Source organism: Streptomyces sp. PsTaAH-124 (assembly GCF_000373685.1).
In the GTDB taxonomy this organism is placed as follows: Bacteria; Actinomycetota; Actinomycetes; order Streptomycetales; family Streptomycetaceae; genus Streptomyces; species Streptomyces andamanensis.
In genome coordinates, this window is the sequence record NZ_KB892166.1 from 38,921 (window position 1) to 54,314 (window position 15,394).

At 73.2% G+C, this 15,394-nt stretch carries 17 protein-coding genes and 1 tRNA gene; 13 read left to right on the forward strand and 5 right to left on the reverse strand.

Annotation, left to right across the window (positions count from 1 at the left end; translation table 11 throughout):
- Window positions 1-45: 45 nt before the first annotated feature.
- Window positions 46-660, reverse strand: a complete 615-nt coding sequence (locus tag B086_RS0113020) for a 5-formyltetrahydrofolate cyclo-ligase (RefSeq protein ID WP_018566852.1) — start codon at window positions 658-660, stop codon at window positions 46-48.
- Window positions 661-795: 135 nt separating this feature from the next.
- Between B086_RS0113020 and galU the strand changes: the two genes are divergently transcribed.
- The 8 genes from galU (at window position 796) to B086_RS0113060 (ending at window position 7,276) form a co-directional block, all read left to right on the forward strand.
- Window positions 796-1,698, forward strand: a complete 903-nt coding sequence (gene galU, locus B086_RS0113025; RefSeq protein WP_026252371.1) for a UTP--glucose-1-phosphate uridylyltransferase GalU — start codon at window positions 796-798, stop codon at window positions 1,696-1,698.
- 5 nt (window positions 1,699-1,703) lie between these two features.
- Window positions 1,704-3,026 carry a gephyrin-like molybdotransferase Glp gene (glp, locus tag B086_RS0113030; RefSeq protein ID WP_026252372.1) on the forward strand — a complete coding sequence of 441 codons (1,323 nt, stop codon included), beginning with the start codon at window positions 1,704-1,706 and terminating at the stop codon, window positions 3,024-3,026.
- An 86-nt stretch (window positions 3,027-3,112) separates the two neighbouring features.
- Window positions 3,113-3,646, forward strand: a complete 534-nt coding sequence (gene moaC, locus B086_RS0113035) for a cyclic pyranopterin monophosphate synthase MoaC (protein ID WP_018566855.1) — start codon at window positions 3,113-3,115, stop codon at window positions 3,644-3,646.
- Window positions 3,643-4,200, forward strand: a complete 558-nt coding sequence (locus B086_RS0113040) for a MogA/MoaB family molybdenum cofactor biosynthesis protein (RefSeq protein ID WP_018566856.1) — start codon at window positions 3,643-3,645, stop codon at window positions 4,198-4,200. Before moaC ends, B086_RS0113040 begins: the two co-directional genes overlap by 4 nt.
- A gap of 20 nt (window positions 4,201-4,220) precedes the next feature.
- Window positions 4,221-4,856, forward strand: a complete 636-nt coding sequence (locus B086_RS39955) for a GNAT family N-acetyltransferase (protein WP_106967344.1) — start codon at window positions 4,221-4,223, stop codon at window positions 4,854-4,856.
- A 173-nt stretch (window positions 4,857-5,029) separates the two neighbouring features.
- Entirely contained in the window at window positions 5,030-6,322 is a 1,293-nt protein-coding gene (gene glpR, locus B086_RS0113050) for a gephyrin-like molybdotransferase receptor GlpR (RefSeq protein WP_018566858.1), read from the forward strand.
- Between the two features lie 115 nt (window positions 6,323-6,437).
- Window positions 6,438-6,511: transfer RNA gene (locus B086_RS0113055), tRNA-Ala, on the forward strand.
- A gap of 285 nt (window positions 6,512-6,796) precedes the next feature.
- A complete protein-coding gene (locus B086_RS0113060) occupies window positions 6,797-7,276 on the forward strand; it encodes a barstar family protein (protein WP_234021263.1) in 480 nt (159 codons plus the stop codon).
- A gap of 23 nt (window positions 7,277-7,299) precedes the next feature.
- On the opposite strand, the gene B086_RS0113065 is transcribed toward B086_RS0113060, so the two are convergent.
- From B086_RS0113065 to B086_RS0113075, 3 genes are all read right to left on the reverse strand, one after another.
- Window positions 7,300-7,965 (reverse strand): hypothetical protein, encoded by a 666-nt coding sequence (locus tag B086_RS0113065; RefSeq protein ID WP_018566860.1) that lies wholly within the window; start codon window positions 7,963-7,965, stop codon window positions 7,300-7,302.
- 84 nt (window positions 7,966-8,049) lie between these two features.
- A complete protein-coding gene (locus B086_RS0113070; protein WP_106436075.1) occupies window positions 8,050-9,324 on the reverse strand; it encodes a hypothetical protein in 1,275 nt (424 codons plus the stop codon).
- Window positions 9,325-9,394: 70 nt separating this feature from the next.
- The gene (locus B086_RS0113075) at window positions 9,395-9,874 is read right to left on the reverse strand and encodes a GNAT family N-acetyltransferase (protein ID WP_018566862.1); all 480 of its coding nucleotides are present in this window, start codon (window positions 9,872-9,874) and stop codon (window positions 9,395-9,397) included.
- Between the two features lie 92 nt (window positions 9,875-9,966).
- On the opposite strand from B086_RS0113075, the gene B086_RS0113080 reads away from it, so the two are divergent.
- Window positions 9,967-10,770 carry an exodeoxyribonuclease III gene (locus B086_RS0113080; RefSeq protein WP_018566863.1) on the forward strand — a complete coding sequence of 268 codons (804 nt, stop codon included), beginning with the start codon at window positions 9,967-9,969 and terminating at the stop codon, window positions 10,768-10,770.
- A 46-nt stretch (window positions 10,771-10,816) separates the two neighbouring features.
- Here B086_RS0113080 and B086_RS0113085 read toward each other — a convergent pair whose 3' ends face one another.
- Window positions 10,817-11,437, reverse strand: a complete 621-nt coding sequence (locus B086_RS0113085; RefSeq protein ID WP_018566864.1) for a MerR family transcriptional regulator — start codon at window positions 11,435-11,437, stop codon at window positions 10,817-10,819.
- Between the two features lie 223 nt (window positions 11,438-11,660).
- Between B086_RS0113085 and B086_RS0113090 the strand changes: the two genes are divergently transcribed.
- The 4 genes from B086_RS0113090 to B086_RS0113105 all read left to right on the forward strand — a co-directional run bounded on the left by B086_RS0113090 (window position 11,661) and on the right by B086_RS0113105 (window position 15,360).
- The gene (locus B086_RS0113090) at window positions 11,661-13,223 is read left to right on the forward strand and encodes a flavin-containing monooxygenase (protein ID WP_018566865.1); all 1,563 of its coding nucleotides are present in this window, start codon (window positions 11,661-11,663) and stop codon (window positions 13,221-13,223) included.
- Window positions 13,220-14,176: an alpha/beta fold hydrolase gene (locus B086_RS0113095; RefSeq protein ID WP_018566866.1), complete on the forward strand. Its 957-nt coding sequence runs from the start codon at window positions 13,220-13,222 to the stop codon at window positions 14,174-14,176. The genes B086_RS0113090 and B086_RS0113095 overlap by 4 nt, the downstream gene beginning before the upstream one ends.
- Window positions 14,173-15,066: an SDR family oxidoreductase gene (locus B086_RS0113100; RefSeq protein WP_018566867.1), complete on the forward strand. Its 894-nt coding sequence runs from the start codon at window positions 14,173-14,175 to the stop codon at window positions 15,064-15,066. Before B086_RS0113095 ends, B086_RS0113100 begins: the two co-directional genes overlap by 4 nt.
- A gap of 96 nt (window positions 15,067-15,162) precedes the next feature.
- Window positions 15,163-15,360: a hypothetical protein gene (locus B086_RS0113105; RefSeq protein ID WP_026252374.1), complete on the forward strand. Its 198-nt coding sequence runs from the start codon at window positions 15,163-15,165 to the stop codon at window positions 15,358-15,360.
- The last annotated feature ends 34 nt before the right edge of the window (window positions 15,361-15,394 follow it).

The window sequence follows — 15,394 nt, forward strand, 5'->3', positions numbered from 1 at the left end:
GCGCGCGTGGAGGGCCTTCGCCGCACCAGGGACCCGCCTCGGCGCTCAGGCGAGGCGCCGGACCCCCGAGGGGGTCACCACCGCCTGCACCGGCCGGTCGTGCGGCTCGGCCGGGACGTGTCCGACGACCTCGCGGTCGTAGAGCAGCACCACGAGCGCGGGCCGCGCCTTCGCCCGCTTCAGCCGGGCGAGGACCCGGTCGTAGGAGCCGCCGCCGCGGCCCAGCCGCATCCCGCGCCCGTCGGCCGCCAGACCGGGCAGCAGGACCACGTCGGCCGCGGCCACGGCGTCCGGGCCGAGCCGCTGCCCGGCCGGCTCGAACAGCGCCATCCGGCCGCCGTGGCGCACGCGCGCGAGGGACCCCTCTCCGGCGTACGCGCCCCAGTCCAGGTCGTTGTCCGGCAGCAGCGCGGGCAGCAGCACGCGCACCCCCCGCGCGCGCAGCGCGTCGAGCAGCGCCAGGGTGCCCGGCTCGGTGCCCACGGAGACGTACGCGGCCACCGTGCGCGCCTCGGCCAGCTCGGGCAGCTCCAGCGCGCGCCGGGCCAGTGCCTCGCCCGCCTCGCGCACGTCGTCCGCGGTCAGCCGGTCGCGCGCCGCGAGGAGTTCCTGCCGCAGGGCCCGTTTGCCGGGTGCCGCGGTCCGTCCGATGTGGCTCAAGGTCGCTTCCGTGCCCTTCGTCGATGAGTGACCGATGAGTGTTCGCCGAGTGCTCGAAGAGTAAATGTGCTCATATGTGAGCCAATGAACCGGAGGCGCGGAGCCCCCGCAAACGCAGCGGCTAAGGTTTCCGCCATGAGTCACGCGCACCCCAGGATCAGCAAGGCTGTCATTCCCGCAGCAGGTCTCGGCACCCGGTTCCTGCCGGCCACCAAGGCCACTCCCAAGGAGATGCTGCCGGTCGTGGACAAGCCCGCGATCCAGTACGTGGTCGAGGAGGCCGTCTCCGCCGGCCTCGACGACGTCCTCATGGTGACGGGCCGCAACAAGCGCCCGCTGGAGGACCACTTCGACCGCAACTACGAGCTGGAATCGGCCCTGGAGAAGAAGGCCGACGCCGAACGGCTCGCCAAGGTGCGGGAGTCCAGCGACCTGGCGATGATCCACTACGTCCGCCAGGGCGACCCGAAGGGACTGGGGCACGCGGTGCTCTGCGCGGCCCCGCACGTGGGGGAGGAGCCGTTCGCCGTCCTGCTCGGTGACGACCTGATCGACCCGCGCGACCCGCTGCTCCAGCAGATGATCGAGGTGCAGGGGCGCTACGGCGGCAGCGTCGTCGCCCTCATGGAGGTCGAGCCCGAGCAGATCCACCTCTACGGCTGCGCGGCCGTGGAGGCCACCGCGGACAGCGACGTCGTCCGGGTCACCGGCCTGGTCGAGAAGCCGGAACCGGCCGACGCCCCCTCGAACTACGCCATCATCGGCCGCTACGTCCTCGACCCGCACATCTTCGAGATACTGCGCAGGACCGAGCCCGGCCGCGGCGGCGAGATCCAGCTCACCGACGCCCTCCAGCGCCTGGCGGAGACCGAGACCGTCGGCGGCCCGGTGCACGGCGTCGTCTTCAAGGGCCGCCGCTATGACACCGGCGACCGCGGCGACTACCTCCGTGCCATTGTCAGACTCGCGTGCGAACGTGAGGACCTGGGTCCCGGCTTCCGGACCTGGCTTCAGCGGTACGTAGCCGAGGAGATGTGACGACGTTGAGCAGTGCAGCGCACCACACCGCAGACCCGGACCGCCTGTGGTCGGTGGACGAGCACCTGGAGGACGTCCTCACCACCGTCCGCCCGCTCGAACCCATCGAGCTGCAACTGCTCGACGCCCAGGGATGCGTCCTCGTCGAGGACGTCATGGTGCCCCTGTCCCTGCCGCCGTTCGACAACAGCTCCATGGACGGGTACGCGGTGCGGGTCGCCGACGTCGCCGGCGCCAGCGAGGAGTTCCCGGCGTCCTTGGAGGTCGTCGGGGACGTCGCCGCGGGCGCGGCCGACCCGGTCCGGGTCGGACCGGGGCAGGCCGCCCGGATCATGACCGGCGCCCCGCTGCCGCCCGGTGCCGAGACCGTCGTCCCGGTGGAGTGGACCGACGGCGGGCTCGGCGAGGGCCCGGTGAGCGGGATGCGGGCCCGCAGCCTCGCCCCGGAGGGCGCCACCGGGCAGGTGCGCGTCCACCGTCCCGCCGAGGCACGCGCGCACGTGCGCGCAAGCGGCAGCGACGTCCAGGCAGGCGACCTCGCCCTGAAGGCCGGCACGGTCCTCGGGCCGCCGCAGCTCGGGCTGCTCGCCGCGATCGGCCGCGGGACGGTACGCGTGCGCCCGCGCCCGCGCGTGGTGGTGCTGTCCACCGGCAGCGAACTGGTCCAGCCCGGCGAGCAGCTGGCGGGCGGCCAGATCCACGACTCCAACAGCTTCGCCCTGACCGCGGCGGCCCGCGACGCCGGCGCCATCGGCTACCGGGTGGGCGCCGTCGCCGACGACGCCGACACCCTGCGCTCCACCATCGAGGACCAGCTCGTCCGCGCCGACCTGCTGGTCACCACCGGCGGGGTCAGCGTCGGCGCGTACGACGTCGTCAAGGAGGCGCTGTCGCACGTCGGGGACGAGGACGAGCCGGGCGGCGGGGTGGAGTTCCGCAAGCTCGCCATGCAGCCCGGCAAGCCCCAGGGGTTCGGCACCGTGGGCCCCGACCACATCCCGCTGCTCGCGCTGCCCGGCAACCCGGTCTCCTCCTACGTCTCCTTCGAACTGTTCGTGCGCCCCGCGATCCGCACCCTGATGGGCCTGCCGGACGTCCACCGGCCCACCACGCGCGCGAAGCTGGTCTGCGACAAGGCGCTCACCTCGCCGCGGGGCCGCAGGCAGTTCCTGCGCGGGACGTACCGGGACGGCGAGGTGCGGCCGGTCGGCGGCTCCGGATCGCATCTGGTCGCGGCCCTCGCGCAGGCCGACTCCCTCATCGTCGTCCCCGAGGACGCCGAGTCCGTCGAGTCCGGCACCGAGGTCGAGGTGGTCCTGCTCGGCTGACCGGCCCGGATTGGCGGTAGCGTGTCGCGCACAACAGGCCCGCGCGCCGCACCGCGCCGGGCCCGGACCGGGAGCGCCACACGAGCATGAGCACGCAGGACCGACCCCCGCACGACCCCCGCGCCGCGGCGCCTCGCCCCGAGGGACCCGAAGGCCGCCTCACGCACCTCGACGAGGCGGGCGCCGCCCGGATGGTCGACGTGTCCGGCAAGGACGTGACCGCGCGCACCGCCCGCGCCAGCGGACGCGTCCGTGTCGCGCCCCGCGTGATCGAGCTGCTGCGCGGCGAGGGCGTCCCCAAGGGCGACGCCCTGGCCACCGCGCGGATCGCCGGGATCATGGGTGCCAAGCGCACCCCGGACCTCATCCCGCTGTGCCACCCGCTGTCGGTGTCGGGTGTGGAACTGGACCTGTCGGTCGCGGACGACGCCGTGGAGATCACGGCGACCGTGAGGACGACGGACCGCACGGGCGTGGAGATGGAGGCGCTCACCGCGGTCTGTGTCGCCGCGCTCACCGTGGTCGACATGGTCAAGGCGGTGGACAAGGGGGCGGTCATCACGGACGTCCGGGTCGAGGAGAAGACGGGCGGCAAGTCGGGCGACTGGAGCCGGGCATGACACTCGACACGCCGCCCGGCGGCACACCGTCCGGCGGTGCGCCCGCCGCGCCGTACCGGGCGCTGGTGGTCACCGCCTCCAACCGGGCCGCCGCCGGGGTCTACGAGGACCGGGGCGGGCCCCTGATCGCCGCGGCCCTCGGCCGTCTCGGCTTCGCCGTCGACGGGCCGCGCGTCGTCCCGGACGGCGACCCGGTCCGGGCCGTGCTGAGCGCCGCCGTCGAGGCCGGGTACGACGTCGTGGTCACCACCGGCGGCACCGGCATCTCGCCCACCGACCGCACCCCGGAGGCGACCCGCCGGGTGATCGACCGCGAGGTGCCGGGCATCGCCGAGGCGATCCGGGCCTTCGGCCGCCGGAAGGTGCCGACCGCCGCGCTGTCCCGCGGGCTGGCCGGGGTCGCCGGACGGACCCTGATCGTCAACCTGCCGGGCTCCACCGGCGGGGTGAAGGACGGACTGGCGGTGCTGGAGCCGCTGTTGACGCACGCGGTCGACCAGGTGCGCGGCGGCGACCATCCCCGGCCCGCCGCCGAGGACGGGGGTGCGAGCTGAACGGCCCCGCCTGGCCCGTGGTGCTCGCCGAGGGCGATGTCGTCCTGCGGCCGATAAGGCTGCGCGACCAGCGGGCCTGGCGCGAGGTCAACCGGCGCAACCGGAACTGGCTCCGGCCCTGGGAGGCGACGATCCCGCCGCCCGCGCCCGGCGGCCCCCTCACCCACCGGCCGACCTACCGGCAGATGGTGCGGCATCTGCGCGCGGAGGCCAGGGCGGGCCGGATGCTGCCGTTCGTCATCGAGCACGAGGGGCGCCTGGTCGGGCAGTTGACGGTGGCCGGGATCACCTGGGGCTCGATGTGCTCGGGGCACGTCGGCTACTGGGTGGACGAGGCGGTGGCGGGCCGCGGGGTCATGCCCACGGCCGTGGCGCTGGTCGTGGACCACTGTTTCCGCGCGGTCGGGCTGCACCGCCTGGAGGTCTGCATTCGCCCGGAGAACGGCCCGAGCCGCCGGGTCGTGGAGAAACTCGGATTCCGCGAGGAGGGGCTGCGGCCCCGATATCTCCACATCGACGGGGCCTGGCGGGACCACCTGGTCTTCGCGCTGACCGCCGAGGAGGTGCCGGACGGACTGCTGAGCCGCTGGCGCCGCACCCGCGCCGCGCGCGCCTCGGGCAACACGCCCGGTGGCGGAACGAGCCCCGGAAATTGAATAAGTGTTCGAATTCGGCCGGTGTGCGATCACACTCGTGCGGGGAATTTCCCCACTTTGACGGTCTGCTGATCGCATCGGTCGCAAAAAAAGTTCGAAATATCAGCCAGATCGTGCGACACACCGGCTCAATTGGCCGATGGCCAGATGCAAACCCCTCTACGGTGTGAGACGTGAGCAGCAGCGGCCTCATCTACGCAGTCATTGTCGGGGCCTGGGCCGCCTACTTGGTGCCGATGTGGCTCCGTAGGCAGGACGAGCTGAACGAGGCCCGTCCGACGGAACGCTTCAGCACCGCCATCCGGCTGCTGTCCGGACGGGCGGGCATGGAGCGCCGTTACGCCAGGGACCTCAGGGCGCGCTCCACCGAGGAGGGGGAGCCCAGCGCCGCCGATCCGGACGCCGTCACCGACCCGGTGGACGTCCGGGCCTTCGCCGTGCCCCCGGGCCGCACACCGGAACGGGACCAGCGGCGAGCGGCGGAACGCGACCAGCCGCGCGAGCCGGTACGGGAGCGGCACGCGGCCCGGAACCGGCCGCAGCCGCCGCGCGAGCGCGCGGAGGTGCCCGCGCCCGCGAGCGCGCCGGACTCCGCTCCGGTGCCGCAGCCGGCCGGTGCCGACGACGTGCCGGCCCGTACCCGGATCCCGGCGGCCCGGCGTGCCCCCGGCGCGGAAGCCGCCGCGGCCCGCGCCCGGCGTACGCGGGTGCTCGCGCGCCGCCGCCGCACCACGGTCGTCCTCTTCCTCGCCTTCACCGTGGGCGCCGTCGTCGCCGCGGTCGGCGGGCTCGCCTTCCTGTGGGCACCGGCCGCGCCCGCCGTGCTGCTCAGCGCGTACATCGCCTATCTGCGCACCCAGGAGCGCAACCGCTTCGCCTACCAGATGGACCGCCGCCTTGCCGAGGCCGCCGCGCAGCGGCTGCGGGAGAACCGGCGCCAGCCGCGCCGCCGCGCCGCCCTGGGCCCGGACACGGAGGCGGACACCGAGGAACCCGACGCGGGCCCCGAACCGGAGACCGATCCCGGCCTCTCCGCGCTCGCCGCCGACCGGCGCGCCCTGGTCGAGCAGACCGACCACGCCGAGTGGCTCGACCAGCAGCAGCGCGAGCGCAGGCGGCGCCCCGGCCGGGGCGAGAGCTGGGAGCCGGTGCCCGTGCCGCTGCCGACGTACGTGACCGCGCCGGTCGCCCCGCGCGCCACCTCGGACGTCGACCTCGGCGCCCCGGACACCTGGAGCTCGGCGCGCTCCTCCGCGGCCCTGCCCGAGCAGGAGGCGGCCCCCGCCGCCGAGGAGCCGCAGGCGCCCGCCCCGGACGCCGCGGCGGGCGCGGAGGACCGCCCGGCCGCCGACGGCCGCAGCGACGCCCGCCGCGCCGCCTCGGCCCGCCGCTCCCGCGAGCGCGGGCGCACCCCGCTCTTCGACCAGTACGAGGACGGCGACCGGCCGCGCGCGGCCAACGAGTAGCCGCCCGGCCCCGGTGACACCGCCTCAGAAGCCCCCCGGCACCCCGCCCGCTGACCAGGCCGGGAACGGATTTCCAACCAGCCGGATGAGGATGCTAGAGTTTCACTCGTTGCAAGGGCCTGTGGCGCAGTCCGGTAGCGCACCTCGTTCGCATCGAGGGGGCCAGGGGTTCAAATCCCCTCAGGTCCACGCATCACGAGATCCCGTCCGATCTGATCGATCGGACGGGATCTCGGCGTTTCCGGTATTTGTTCGGAGTGCGTCCGAACGAGGCCGATGCCGGGGGTGGGTGTCCGGCGGTCGTCGGCCTGGGTTTCGGGGGTGGGTTCGGCGCGTCTGACGTTCTGGCGCCGTCGGTGGGCGCGTGTGATCCCCGCTCGTGGTGCGAAGGCCCCAGGTGGTCGTGCAGATCTCCGGACCCGGGATGGCGGGTCGGCCGCGGCGATGCTGATCGACCAGCAGGGAACCGTTGGCGTGCACGGCTCAACTTCCGTCGAGGAGCTCTTCCGTCTCCTCACCCAGGCGACCGAACGTCTCGAAAGCCGCGGCTTCCGCGTGATCCGCCTGGACGCCGGCCAGTGGAACACGGAGCGGGACATGCACCGTGCCATGGCCGCGGCCCTGGACTTCCCCGATTACTACGGGCACAACCTGGACGCGTTCAACGACTGCCTCGGCGACGTGGCCTGCTACGGCGGCTACGACGATGCTCCCGAGGGCGCCGGACTGGTCCTCGTCGTCTCCCGCTACGACCGGTTCGCGACGACCTGCCCCAGGGCGGCACAGGTCGTCCTGGACATCATCGCCGTCCGTGCCCGCCAGGCAGCCGAACTTCGCCGCCGTCTGATCTGCCTGGTCCAGAGCAGCGACCCGCGGATCCGGTTCGGGTCCGTCGGCGCCCTGCCCGTCCTGTGGAACAACGGCGAACGGCCGGACGCCGGCCGTGGCGCTTAGGACAGAGAACCCTCTCCACGGGGTCAGAGCGCGGGCCGGTCCTGGACGGCATAGCCCAGCGCGCGAGCCTGCGCGGCCACTGTCGCGAAGTCGGCCGTGGAGGACAACGAGGCGACCGTCCGACGGGTCAGCGGCGTCCGAGCCAGGACTGCCGTCACGGCGTCACGGTCGATGGTCCGCTCGAAACAGTCCTCGGCGAAGCTGACGTAGGCGTCCGTGCTGCCGTCGGTGAGAAGGCCGAACAGCCAGTCGCTCCCGTCCGACTCGTCGTCGTACGTGACCGGACCGCACTGCCACGCCTCAGCATCCTTCTCGCGCCACACGCACACCGTCGCGTCGAAGAACCCGTCGAACTGGAACTCCGGTGCCGCCGGATAGTGCGCGAGCGACGAGGGCAGACCGTCGAGGAGGCCAGGCCAGTGCGCGCGGGGCCGCTCTCGCCATGGTGTGGCATCACTCTCGTGATCGAACCCGTAGAGGAACACCCCGGCCGGATCGAACACGACGGCGTACTGGTCACCAGAACCGTTGTCCATGAAGGCCAGATCGACGTCTTCGCGCCAGTCGGAGACGAACGAGTGGGTGGGAGCGCTCGCGTCGAGGATGGCATCGAGCAGTGCCAGTGCCCGACAGCGGACACGCAGAACATCGGGATCGGGCAGCAGGGCCACCAGCGTGTGGACAGTCATGGCCTCATTCAACTGCCCGCCACTGACATCGCCCGCGGCGCGTCCAAGTGCGGGAAGGATCTCCGGTCAGCTGGGAAGCGGTCCTCAACAGCTCCGTCCCGCCCGGTCAGACGCATGCGCCAGGTCTTCGAGGACGAGGTCCGGGAGGACGGCCAGTCCCAGGGTCCGGCGATCCACGTTCGGGCTGGCTCCCTTCTCTGCGACGGGCGGCAGCCAGGAGCTCAGGCGGTCCAGCGCGGATGCCAGTCCTTCTCGGTCGTCGCCGAGCAGGGCCGCCATCAACGACACGACATCCGCGCGGGAGCTGCCCGGCGGCGCCGGAAGAACGGCGAGACCTGAGAGTACGCGCTGGTCACGAGCGCCGCAGAGCGCCGCGAGGGCGGTGAGGGCGAAGCGGACGGCATCGGGTCCGGCATCCCAGCGGGACAGCAGCCCCGGCAGATCGCTGCCGATGGCCCGCCGGGTCAGGTGCTCAGCCGCAGACTCCTGCGGGGCGTCCCCGAGCGCGGTGAAGCGGTCGGCCAGGGAGACCGCGGTCGCCGGCCCCGAAGCGGCGAGCCGCAGCAGGTCGCCGAGCAGAATCAACCGGCTGCCGGGCGCGACGCCGTCGTCGCGGACCAGTTCCATGAGGAACGGGACCGCCTCGACCGTGGCGGCCCCGCAGGTGCCTTGGTGCGCCACGGCGTCCGCGAGTTCGCCGAGGAACTCGTCCGCCGTCTCATAGGGATCGCCGAACGCGAACTCCTCGTCGAGCAGCCACCCCACGGCGTCGGGCGCGCCCTCCGCGCTGCCGTACATGCGTTCGGCGACCGCCACCGCGGCCCGGACCAGCGTCGCGGGCTCACCGGTTCCGCTGTTCTTCCACGGCGGTCCGGCCGGGGGACGCGCGGGGTCCTCGGGCAGCGGACTCGGAAGGGCGACATCGGCACCGGCCCGCTCATGGACCAGGCCGTCCCGTACGAAGCCCCTTTCGAGAGTCGTGGCATGCCCCTCGCTGTACCCCTGCTGGAATCCGCCGTGGGCACGGGCGACCTGGGCCACCCGGATCCGCTCGCTCCGGAGGAACGGTTCGAGCGCCAGGCGCTCGTACCCGCTGTGGACGGCCAGCGAGAAGACCTGCCACCACCCCTCCAGGCCGGGGTCCATCGACGGCCGGCCGTGCCAGAAGCTCGACGGATCGAACCTGAAGTGATCATGGACGCGCACCGCCGTCAGACGGTGCCCGGTCCCGGACAGCTCAGCCGCGGCGGCGCGGGCGGCGTCCTCGTCCGGCAGGCTCAGCGTGTACTGGACTCCCCAGGCGGGGGGCGCCGCGGCCCCCGCGCCGCGGCGCCGGGCGTCTCGGGAACCATGTGTCATGGGGCAGATCATCTACGGCGCCACTGACAGGGCGGGGTTCCGTTCCCGGCGCCCGCCCGGCCGCCCGCCGTCACCGCAGCGGCTTGGCGTAGCAGAGGCTCGACTCGTACTCCCGGTAGTAGCCGAACTTGGCGCAGGGTTCGTAGCCGCTGGAGGCGTACAGGGCGATGGCCTCGGGCTGCTGGTCTCCGGTCTCCAGGACCATGCGGACGCGGCCGGCCGCGCGGGCGTCCTCCTCCAGTGCGGCGAGGATGCGGCGGGCCAGGCCCCGGCCGCGCATCGACTCGATCACGAACATGCGCTTCAGCTCGGCGTCGCCGTCCTCGTTGCCCTCGGCGTTCTTGTCCTGGCTGCGCCAGCCGCCGGTGGCGACGGGGGTGCCGTCCTCGTCGTAGGCGATCAGGTAGACGCCGTGCGGCGGCCGGAAGTCGGCCGGGTCCAGGTGGGTGGCGTCGCCGCCGTCGCCGTAGCGCACGTGGTACTCGGCCTGGACCTCGTCGTTCAGCTTGACGGCGTCGGGGTGGTCGAAGGCGACAGGACGAATGAACATGTTAGATACCGTATATCGATGCAGTGGGTAACGGGAGAGGGTGCCTCGGGTCTCTTACGGGACCCCGTCCAGTGTGCCGGTAAAGTGCCCGAGTGCTCACTGTGACCTCCGCCAACGTCAATGGACTGCGTGCCGCCGCGAAGAAGGGCTTCGTGGAGTGGCTCGCGCTGACCGGCGCCGACGTGCTCTGCCTCCAGGAGGTGCGCGCCGAGCCGCAGCAGCTGCCCGAGCAGGTGCGCACGCCCGACGGCTGGCACGCCGTGCACGCCCCCGCCGCAGCCAAGGGCCGCGCGGGCGTCTCCCTCTACACCCGCCGCGAGCCGGACGCCGTCCGTGTCGGCTTCGGCTCGGCGGAATTCGACGACAGCGGGCGCTACGTCGAGGCCGACCTGCCGGGTGTGACGGTCGCCTCCCTCTACCTGCCCTCCGGCGAGGTCGGCACCGAGCGGCAGGACGAGAAGATCCGGTTCATGGGTGAGTTCCTCGCCCACCTCAAGGAGCTGCGCGAGCGGGCCGCCGCCGACGGACGCGAGGTCCTGGTCTGCGGCGACTGGAACATCGCCCACCAGCAGGCCGACCTGAAGAACTGGCGCGCCAACCAGAAGAACTCCGGCTTCCTGCCCGAGGAGCGGGAATGGCTGAGCCGGGTCCTGGACCCGGCGGACGGCGGCTATGCCGACGTCGTCCGCGCGCTGCACCCGGACGTCGAGGGACCGTACAGCTGGTGGTCGTACCGGGGGCGGGCCTTCGACAACGACGCAGGTTGGCGCATCGACTACCACCTGGCCACCCCGAAGCTCGCCGGCCGGGCGGTCAAGGGGTTCGTGGAGCGCGCCGCCACCCACGCCGAGCGCTGGTCGGACCACGCGCCCGTGACGGTCGTCTACGACCTGTAGGGCCCTGCCGACCGCGATCTCCGCGCCCCGGAGGGTCCCGGCTCCCTCACGCCCCCTTGTTCAGCCGCCGGTCCAGGGCCATCGACAGTTCCGCGTCCACCACGCTCTTCGCCAGGGGGCGCAGGCGGTGGAGGTCCTTCTCGGGGCCGTGGTGGGTGATGAGGTCGGTGAAGAGGTCGGCGAGGGCCTCGGCGTGGGCGCGGACGCGGTGGCCGGCGGCCAGGACCGCGGCCAGCGGGATGCCCTCGCGGACCAGGGCGGCGGAGACGTCGAGCAGCCGGCGGCTGACGTGGACGATCTCGTCGCCGTCGGTGCCGAGGTAGCCGAGGTCCATGGCGGCGGCCAGGTTCTCCGCGGTGACCTCGCCCGCGAAGTGGTCGGCGAGTTCCTCGGGGGTGAGGCGGACCGGGGTCTCCTCGGTGGGCTCGCCCACGCCGAGCAGGTCGCCGACGTCGCGGCCGTGGTCGAACGCCTCGGCCAGCTCGGCGATGCCGCTGAGCGTGTGGCCGCGTTCCAGCAGGGCCGTGATGGTGCGCAGCCGGGCCAGGTGATGGTCGTCGTACCAGGCGATACGGCCCTCGCGGCGGGGCGGGGGTATCAGTTTGCGTTCGCGGTAGAAGCGCAGGGTGCGCACGGTGATGCCGGCCAGCCGCGCCAGTTCCTCCATGCGGTACTCGCGCGGGCCGCCGCCCTGCCCGTCCGGTCGTCCAGCGTCCTCAGCCACACCGGCAGCCTATGTTGTACCGCCGGTAACTTTCCCGGCCCCGACCCCTACCGATCGGTACGCCGCTCCTCTACGCTCCCCATTGCGCCAGTGTTCACTGGCAGAGTCGCTGGAGGCTGGGCCCGCGGCACGCACGCGGGTCACGCGAGGCATGGAGGGGCGCTCAATGGCCGAGCACGAGGACGAGCACGTACGGGTGGCGGTGATCGGGTCCGGGTTCGGCGGGCTGGGCGCCGCGGTACGCCTGCGCCGGGAGGGGATCACCGACTTCGTCGTGCTGGAGCGCGCGGACAGCGTCGGCGGCACCTGGCGGGACAACAGCTATCCCGGGTGCGCCTGCGACGTGCCCTCCCACCTCTACTCCTTCTCCTTCGCGCCCAACCCGGAGTGGCCGCGCACCTTCTCCGGCCAGCAGCACATCCGCTCCTATCTGGAGCATGTCGCCGACACCTTCGGGCTCCGTCCGCACCTGCGCTTCGGCTCCGAGGTGAAGAAGGCGGCCTGGAACGCCGAGCGGCTGTGCTGGGAGATCGAGACCAGCGGCGGCAACCTCAGCGCGGACGTCGTGGTCTCCGCGACCGGACCGCTGTCCGACCCGAAGATCCCGGCCGTCAAGGGCCTGGACACCTTCCCCGGCAAGGTCTTCCACTCCGCCCGCTGGGACCACGACTACGACCTCGCGGGCAAGCGGGTCGCCATGGTCGGCACCGGCGCCTCCGCCATCCAGATCGTGCCGTCCATCCAGCCCCAGGTCGCCCGTCTCACGCTCTTCCAGCGCACCCCGCCGTGGGTGATGCCCCGCGTCGACCGTGCCATCAGCGGCCTGGAGCGCTCCCTGCACCGCGCGGTGCCCGCCACCACCCAGCTGCGCCGCGGACTGCTGTGGGGCATCCGCGAACTCCAGGTGCAGGCGTTCACCAAGCGGCCCGACGAACTCGGCTTCGTCGAGAAGATCGCCAAGCGCAACATGGCCCGCGCCGTCAAGGACCCGGCGCTGCGCGCCAAGCTCACCCCCGACTACCGCATCGGCTGCAAGCGGATCCTGCTCTCCAGCGCCTACTACCCGGCGCTCGCCCGGGACAACGTGGACGTGGTGGCCAGCGGGCTCAGCGAGATCCGCGGCTCGACCGTGGTCGCCGCGGACGGCACCGAGACCGAGGTCGACGCGATCATCTTCGGCACCGGCTTCCACGTCACGGACATGCCGATCGCCGAGCGGGTCGTCGGCGCGGACGGCCGCACCCTGGCGGAGACCTGGAAGAACGGCATGGCCGCGCTGCGCGGCGCCACCGCGGCCGGGTTCCCGAACTGCATGACGGTCATCGGCCCCAACACCGGCCTCGGCAACTCCTCGATGATCCTCATGATCGAGTCCCAGCTGAACTACATGGCCGACTATCTGCGCCAGTTGGACGTCCTCGGCGCCGGGACCGCCCTCGACGCCCGGCAGAGCGCGGTGAACGACTGGAACCGCAAGGTGCAGGAGCGCATGAAGCGCACCGTGTGGAACACCGGCGGCTGCACCAGCTGGTACCTGGACGCGGCCGGCCGCAACACCACCGTCTGGCCCGGCACCACCACCGAGTTCCGCCGCGCCACCCGGCGCGTGGACCTCGCCGAGTACGAGGTCGTACGGGCCCCCAAGGCGTCCAGGACCCCCGGGACCGGCGCGACCGGGGCCCCCGCGCCCGCGCCCGCCGCGTCCCGGCCCGCAGAGGTGCAGGCATGAGCCGGCCGACCCGCGTCACCGACAGCCCGTACGCCCCGCCCGTCCCCGCCCGCGAACTCACCGTCGCCTCCACCGGCGGCGCCCGGCTGCACGTCGAGGTGCACGGGCCCGAAGGGGCGCCCGCGGTCGTCCTCGCGCACGGCTGGACCTGCTCCACCGCCTTCTGGGCCGCGCAGATCCGCGAACTCGCCGCCGACCACCGGGTGATCGCCTACGACCAGCGCGGCCACGGCCGCAGCCCCGCGCACGAGGTGTGCAGCACCGAGGCGCTCGCCGACGACCTGGAGGCCGTGCTCGCCGCGACCCTCGCCCCCGGCGAGCGGGCGGTGGTCGCGGGCCACTCCATGGGCGGGATGACGGTGCTGGCCGCGGCCGGGCGGCCCGGCTTCCGGGAGCACGCGGCGGCCGTCCTGCTGTGCAGCACGGGCAGTTCGCGGCTGGTCGAGGAGGCCACCGTCGTGCCGCTGCTGCGGGCCGGCCGTCTGCGCACCGGGCTGACCCGGCGGATCCTCGGCTCCCGGGCCCCGCTCGGACCGGTCACGCCGCTCGCCCTGCGGATCCTCAAGTACGCCACGATGGGCCCGCGTTCGGCGCCGCACGCGGTCGAGGCGTGCGCCCGGATCGTGCACGCCTGCCCGCGCCGGGTGCGCCACGCCTGGTCGCGGGTGCTGGACTCGCTCCAACTCGACGCGGGCGCACGGCAGGTGCGGGTGCCCGCCGCGGTGCTCGTGGGCACCGCCGACCGGCTCACGCCGCCGGTGCACGCCCGGTCGCTGGCGGCGGCGCTGCCGCAGTGCGTGGGCCTGACCGAACTGCCCGCGCGCGGCCACATGACCCCCATGGAGGCACCGGACCAGGTCACCGGGAAGATACGGGACCTCGTCGCCGGGCACATACGCGCACGCGGCACCGGAAACGACAACGACACCGCACGGATCGGAGAGGGCGCATGAGCAGGTTCCCGCTGGAGGGACAGGTAGCGGTCGTCACGGGCGCCGCGCGGGGCGTCGGCGAGCTGCTCGCCCGCAAACTCTCCGCGCGCGGCGCGCGGGTGGCGCTGGTGGGCCTGGAGCCGGACGCGCTCAAGCAGGTCGCCGAGCGGCTGCACGGCGAGAGCGGCCACTGGCACGCCGACGTCACCGACCACGAGGCGATGGCCCGGGTGGCGGCCGAGGTGAAGGAGCGGTTCGGCCGGGTGGACATCGTCGTCGCCAACGCCGGTGTGGCGACCGGCGGTCCGTTCGCCGACTCCGACCCCCAGTCCTGGCGGCGGGTGATCGAGGTCAACCTCATCGGCTCGGCGGTCACCGGCCGGGCGTTCCTGCCCGCGCTGACCGAGAGCCGGGGCTACCTCCTCCAGGTCGCCTCGCTCGCCGCGATGACCCCGGCGCCGATGATGACGGCGTACTGCGCCTCCAAGTCCGGTGTGGAGGCGTACGCGCACAGTCTGCGCGCCGAAGTCGGCCACCGGGGCGTGCGGGTGGGCGTGGCGTATCTGTCGTGGACCGACACGGACATGGTGCGCGGGGCCGATCAGGACGACGTCATGCGGGAGTTGAGGCAGCGGCTGCCGTGGCCGGCCAACAAGACGTATCCGCTGGGCCCGGCCGTGGACCGGATCGTGGACGGCATCGAGCGGCGCTCCAGTCATGTCTACGGGCAGTGGTGGCTGCGCGGGATGCAGGGGACGCGCGGGTATCTGCCGGGCGTCATCGGGACGGTGGGGCAGCGGGAGATGCGGCGGTTCGCGGACCGGCTGACGGGCATGCGCACCGGGCTCGTCGGAGCGGGCGGCGCCGCCGACGAACAGCACCGGACGGTGTCGGCTACCGACCGTCACTGATCGACATGCACAGGGTCACCGCCCGTGTGAATCTGGTCGAGGCCGGTCCCCTCACCCACTTGGGGACCGCATTCACCCACACGGGAGTGACACAGCATGGGTATGAAGGACAAGTCCCAGGAGCAGGGAAAGCAGTGGCAGCAGCAGGGCAAGGAGCGCGCCCAGGAGGGCCGCGAGAAGGCCGGCCAGCGTGCCGGGCAGCGCGGCGACCAGCAGCGTGACCGCGCCCGCCAGGGCATCGAGGACACGCACGACGAGGCCCACGACCGCCTCAACGAGGACTACGACCGGTAACTCGCCGCGCTGCGTGGACCGTTGCTGATCCGTG